This is a genomic window from Allobosea sp., assembly GCF_048595345.1.
Taxonomy (GTDB): domain Bacteria; phylum Pseudomonadota; class Alphaproteobacteria; order Rhizobiales; family Beijerinckiaceae; genus Allobosea.
Window position 1 is genome coordinate 1 of the sequence record NZ_JBMDWH010000172.1, and the last position, 5,522, is coordinate 5,522.

At 68.3% G+C, this 5,522-nt stretch carries 5 protein-coding genes and 1 pseudogene; 1 reads left to right on the top strand and 5 read right to left on the bottom strand.

Going from position 1 to position 5,522, the window contains the following annotated elements:
* The coding region (rpsB, locus tag ACOJTB_RS15410) for a 30S ribosomal protein S2 (RefSeq protein ID WP_420103405.1) at positions 1-234 on the bottom strand (234 nt) is incomplete at its 3' end.
* A 262-nt stretch (positions 235-496) separates the two neighbouring features.
* Here rpsB and ACOJTB_RS15415 point away from each other — a divergent pair.
* Entirely contained in the window at positions 497-1,630 is a 1,134-nt protein-coding gene (locus ACOJTB_RS15415) for a GGDEF domain-containing protein (RefSeq protein ID WP_420103406.1), read from the top strand.
* A 65-nt stretch (positions 1,631-1,695) separates the two neighbouring features.
* Here ACOJTB_RS15415 and ACOJTB_RS15420 read toward each other — a convergent pair whose 3' ends face one another.
* From ACOJTB_RS15420 to dnaE, 4 genes and pseudogenes are all read right to left on the bottom strand, one after another.
* Positions 1,696-2,067: a VOC family protein gene (locus ACOJTB_RS15420; RefSeq protein ID WP_420103407.1), complete on the bottom strand. Its 372-nt coding sequence runs from the start codon at positions 2,065-2,067 to the stop codon at positions 1,696-1,698.
* 80 nt (positions 2,068-2,147) lie between these two features.
* Positions 2,148-2,841, bottom strand: a pseudogene (locus tag ACOJTB_RS15425) (helix-turn-helix transcriptional regulator).
* 8 nt (positions 2,842-2,849) lie between these two features.
* Positions 2,850-3,578 (bottom strand): bifunctional nicotinamidase/pyrazinamidase, encoded by a 729-nt coding sequence (gene pncA, locus ACOJTB_RS15430; protein WP_420103408.1) that lies wholly within the window; start codon positions 3,576-3,578, stop codon positions 2,850-2,852.
* 242 nt (positions 3,579-3,820) lie between these two features.
* Positions 3,821-5,522: DNA polymerase III subunit alpha (gene dnaE / locus ACOJTB_RS15435; RefSeq protein ID WP_420103409.1), on the bottom strand; the 1,702-nt coding region annotated here is incomplete at its 5' end.

The window sequence follows — 5,522 nt, forward strand, 5'->3', positions numbered from 1 at the left end:
CGCCTGGCGCTTGGTGCCCACGAAGAGCACGCGGCCGCCCTTGGCGACGGTGTCCGAGACGGCCTGCAGGGCGCGGTGCAGCATCGGCACCGACTGCGACAGGTCGAGGATGTGGATGTTGTTGCGGGTGCCGAAGATGTAGGGCGACATCTTCGGATTCCAGCGGTGCGCCTGGTGGCCGAAATGGGCGCCGGCTTCGAGCAGCAGGCGAATCGAGAGATCGGGCAGAGCCATGGTATCTTAAGTCCTTCCGGTTGAGCCTCTGGGGTGCGAATGAAACGGCCATAGGCTGGCCGATCACCGGAACGCCTCGGTGTCGAGGTGATGCTCCCCATGTGGAATGAGGCGCGCCTTACACGCCGCCGCCGGGGATTGCAAGTGCCGCTGCGTCATGGTGACGCCCGAAGCTGCACGCATTACGAGCATCATCATCCCCCGGGCAAATGCGCGGACGCTCGTGATTCTCGATCTTCGGACCATTTTCATCAGCGGGGCGATGACCTGCTTCCTGATCGGCGCCACGCTGCTGCTGGCGGTGGCGACGGGGCGCTTCACGCGCTGGCCCGCCTGGTGGGGCGTCAGCAGCCTGTGCATCGGCACCGGCCTGCTCTGCGGCGCGCTGCGCGGCCACATTCCCTCCGTGCTCTCGATCGAGTTCGGCAACACCGTCAATGTCGCGGGGGCGATCCTCCTGCTGATGGGCGTGCGCAGCTTCGCCGGCAAGCCTCCGGGCTGGAGCCTGCTGGCCGCCGCCATGCTCGCCACCTGGATCGCCATGGCCGTGATGCCGGGCGACGAAGGCTTCAAGGGCCGCGTCGTCTTCACCGCCATGGTGCTCGGCTGCTGCGATGCGGCGATCGCCCGCGAGGGCGTGCTCCTGGCCCGCCGGCACGGGCTTCGCTCGGGCTGGATCCTCGCCGCGTTCTTCATGCCCACGGTGCCGATCTATGCGGTGCGAGCGATCGCCGTGATCGCCGATCCGACGCACAACACCTTGTTTCCGCCTGCGGCGCCGGTCCAGAGCTGGGTCGCGGCCGCCAGCATCGGCTTCGTCATCCTGCGCGGCAACACGCTGCTGCTGCTCGTCGCCGAGCGCAGCCAGGGGGTGCTGGAGAACCTCGCCCGGCGCGACCCGCTGACCGGGCTGCTCAACCGCTCCGGCCTCGAGGATGCGCTGGCGGCGATGGCCGGGCGCGGCGGGGCCGGTGGGCTGCAGGCCACGCTGGTCGTGGCCGATATCGACCATTTCAAGACCCTCAACGACGGCGCCGGCCATGCCGCCGGCGACGAGGTGCTGCTGCTCTTCGCCGAGGTCGCCCGCCAGACCTTGCGGGGCAACGACATCGTCGCCCGCCAGGGGGGCGACGAATTCGTCGTCGTTCTGCCCGGGCTCGACGCCACCGAGGCGATGGCGGTGGCCGAGCGGCTGCGGATCGGGTTCCGGAAGGCCACCAGCCTGCGCACGCATTGGCCGATCCGGCCGACGCTGAGCATCGGCCTCGCCCAGGCCGAACTCGGCCGCCGCTCGATCAGCGACCTGCTGCGCGAGGCCGATGTCGCGCTCTATCGGGCCAAGCGCCTCGGCCGCGACCGCGTCGAGGCGCAATCGCCACTCGCCGCCACGCCGTAGCGCTCGCCGAATCGTCCGGCATGATCTCGGATCATCGTCGCCGCATCCGTTCGACGCGCGATGGTCTACCCCTCCGCCGGGCAGAAGACCCGCAGGCGGTGGCCGTCTGGATCGGCAGCCGTGAAGCTGCGGCCGAAATCGAGATCGGCCGGCGCCTGCAGGATAGCGATGCCGCGGCCGCGCCACTGCTCGTGCATAGCGTCCACGGCGTCTGCCGCAGGCACCATCATCGCGATCTCGGCCGCGCCGCCCTGCGCTGTCGCCGGGGGCTCCACTGTGTGGCGCGACCACAGGCCCAGACGCAGGCCCGACGGCAAGGCGAACATCGAGAAGGTCGGCGACTGCTCCAGCGGCGGCGCGCCGATCAGATCGGCATAGAACCGCGCGCTCTCGGCAGGGCTCTCGACATGCAGCAGAAGGAAATGGGCATCGAACATGGTCACTCTCCGGCTCGTCCGAGGGCTCTCGGACGCGACGCAGGCTAGGATCGGATGCTGCCAATTTCCGGCAGTGTCCCTCACGCAGGCCGATAGATGCCCTCCTTCTCCCGCCATCGCTTCAGCAGAACCGCCCGGCGCTCCGGATAACGCATCTCGATCGGCTCGAAGCGCTCGATCCGGTCGGCGCGGAAATGGCGGAAATCCCGGCGCAGCTCGCACCAGGCGATCAGGATCCTCACATGATCGAAGAAGGACAGCGCGAGCGGCCAGACGATGCGCTCGCTGCCCTGACCAGCCCCGTCGCCATAGGCGATCAGCGCCTTGCGTTCGGCCCGGATCGTGCGGCGCAGGAGGGAGAGGTCGATCGCGGTCGTGCTTTCGAGCGCACGGCCGGGCCCGACCATCAGCACGGCGTCCTCGACCTTGCGGGTCTGGTCCTGCGGCAGTACGGACGATCTTGGCCATGGCGTCGCGCGCCGCCAGCGCGAGTGGCCCGTCCGCCCGGTCCGCCACCCAGCGAGAGCCGAGCAGCAGCGCCTCGATCTCGTCCTCGCCGAACATCAGCGGCGGCAGCATGAACCCCGGCTTCAGCACATAGCCCAGGCCCGGCTCGCCCTCGATCGGCGCGCCCTGCCCCTGCAGCGTGACGATATCGCGATAGAGGGTGCGGATGCTGACACCCAGCTCCTCCGCCAGCCGCCGGCCCGAAACGGGGCGGCGATGGCGGCGCAGGAGCTGGACGAGATCGAGGAGACGCTCGGCGCGCGACAAGGCGAGCGTCAGCCCGGCAGATCGGCGACCCTGATCCGCGCGACGTCCTTCTCGGCCATCGCGGCCCAGGCCTTGTCGAGCGAGCCGTCGAGGTCGATGGCGCGGCAGGCATCCTCGACGACGAAGGTCTCGAAGCCGGCTGAGGAAGCATCCTGCGCCGTCCAGCCGACGCAGAAATCGGTGGCGAGGCCGACGACGACCGCCCGCAGGAAGCCGCGCTCCCGCAGGTAGCCGGTGAGCCCCGTCGACGTCCTGCGATCCGCTTCGACGAAGCCGGAATAGCTGTCGATCTCGGGGCGATAGCCTTTGCGGACCACCGCCGCGGCATGCGGCACGGCGAGACCGGGGTGAAACTCCGCGCCCTTCGAGCCCTGGATGCAGTGGTCGGGCCAAAGCACCTGCCGGCCATAGGGCATCTCGATCGTCTCGAACGGCTTCTTGCCGGGATGGCTGGAGGCGAAGGAGGAGTGGCCGGCCGGGTGCCAGTCCTGCGTCATCACCACATGGGCGAAGCGCTTCGCCAGCGCGTTGATGACGGGCACGACCTCGTCGCCGCCCTTCACCGCCAGGCTGCCGCCGGGGCAGAAATCATTCTGCACGTCGACGATGATCAGCACGGTCCGCTCGTCGATCACGGGTTTCTCCTGCGCCTTTCCCGGGCGGGCCGCGCTCGCCGCTGTCAGCACCGTCGCTGCGGTGAGCAGCTTGCGCCTGTCGATGTCGTACGGTTCGGCCATGCCAGTGTCCCCGAGCAACGCCCCATACTGCGCGAAGACCAGGGCGCGCGGAACCCCTCTCCTGTAAGGAGAGGGGCAGGGGTAAGGTGTAGGCCCCTGGACCCGTCGAGCGCAGACCGACCAAAGCAGCGGTCGGGTAACAGCTGCAACGTCCGAGGGCCTCCCCCCTCTCCCCATCGAAGTCGGCGACAGCCGATTTTGATGGGGAGAGGGTTCCCCGCGGATTTCGCCTACGGTGGCGCCTAGCGCAATTCCACGCTCACCACACCCGGCGCGGCGCGCACGGCATTGGCGATCTGCTGGCTCACCGGATACTTGCCCGGCAGCTCGATCTCCACCTCCTGCGCGCCCTCGTCGAGGATCATCACGATCGAAACCTTCCCATCCGAGCGTGCCGCCCCGTCGCGGGGGCGGATGCGCTCGGCGATGGAGGGCACGGCCTTCTCGTCACGCAGATAGATCAGCAGATCCTGCTTCTGGCGCGCGGCGAGCTCGTCCAGCTCTTCCGCATCCTCGATGCGCGGGCGCACCTCTTCGCCATCGAGCACGGCCGAGAGCCTGAGCACCAGAGCCCTACCCGGCTCGAGCAGATCGCGCAGCTTCATCAGCCCTTCGGAGAAGAGCACCGCCTCGAACTGGCCGCTGGGGTCGGAGAGGTTGACGATGCCCATCTTGGAGCCGGATTTCGTGCGCCGCTCGGACTTGTCGATCACCGAGACCGCGACCTTGCCAACACCGGTGCCGTTGGCACGGACGGTCTGGGCGAAATCGGCATAGCGCTGCACGCGCAGGCGCTTCAGCACATGCTCGTAGTCGTCGAGCGGATGGCCGGAGAGAAAGAATCCGACCGCCTCGTGCTCGCGCTTCAGCTTCTCGGCCGGCGCCCAGGGCTCGACCTGCGGAATGCGGAAGGCCTCCTGCACCACGCCGTTGCCGAGCAGATCGAACTGCCCCGCCGCCGCCTCGTCGCGGACGCGGTTGGACAGCGCCAGCATGCCGTCGAGCGCGGCAACCGCCCGCGCCCGGTCCTCCATCAGCTCGTCCAGCGCGCCGGCCGCGATCAGCGCCTCCAGCGTGCGGCGGTTGACGAGGCGGGTGTCGATCCGCCGCGCCAGATCGGCGAGATCGCGGAACGGCCCCCCGGCCTGCCGCGCCTTGACGATCGATTCGACCGCCGCGGTGCCGACGCCCTTGATGGCGCCCAGCGCGTAGAAGATCTTGCCGTCCGCCACGTCGAACTCAACACCGGAGCGGTTGATCGCCGGCCGCTCGACCTTGATGCCGAGCCGCTCGGCATCGCGCCGGAATTCGGAGAGCTTGTCGGTGTTGCCCATATCGAGCGTCATCGACGCCGCCAGGAACTCGACCGGGTAATTCGCCTTGAGATAGGCGGTCTGGAAGGCGACGACGGCATAGGCCGCCGCATGGCTCTTGTTAAAGCCGTAATCGGCGAATTTCGCCAGGAGATCGAAGATCTCGGAGGCCGTTTCCTTCTTGATCTTGTTGTCGATCGCGCCCTTCACGAAGCGATCGCGCTGGGCGTCCATCTCCGCCTTGATCTTCTTGCCCATTGCGCGGCGCAGCAGATCCGCCTCGCCGAGCGAATAGCCCGAGAGCGCCTGCGCTACCTGCATCACCTGTTCCTGATAGACGATGATGCCATGGGTTTCGCGCAGCCAGGGCTCCATGCCCGGATGCAGATAGGTCGGCTCCTCCAGCCCGAGCTTGCGGCGGCAATAGGTCGGGATATTGTCCATCGGACCCGGCCGGTAGAGCGCGACCAGCGCGATCAAATCCTCGATGCGGTCGGCCTTCATCTCGACCAGCGCCTTGCGCATGCCGACCGATTCCACCTGGAACACGCCGACCGTCTCGCCGCGCGCCAGCATGGCGTAGGTCGGCGGATCGTCGAAGGGCAGCGCCGCGAGATCGATGTCGATATCC

What these genes read in the sequence shown, in the direction of transcription:
- ACOJTB_RS15415 (WP_420103406.1), top strand. Translation starts at nt 497, where the DNA reads ATGACCTGCTTCCTGATCGGCGCCACGCTGCTGCTGGCGGTGGCGACG.
- ACOJTB_RS15420 (WP_420103407.1), bottom strand. Translation starts at nt 2,067, where the DNA reads ATGTTCGATGCCCATTTCCTTCTGCTGCATGTCGAGAGCCCTGCCGAG.
- pncA (WP_420103408.1), bottom strand. Translation starts at nt 3,578, where the DNA reads ATGGCCGAACCGTACGACATCGACAGGCGCAAGCTGCTCACCGCAGCG.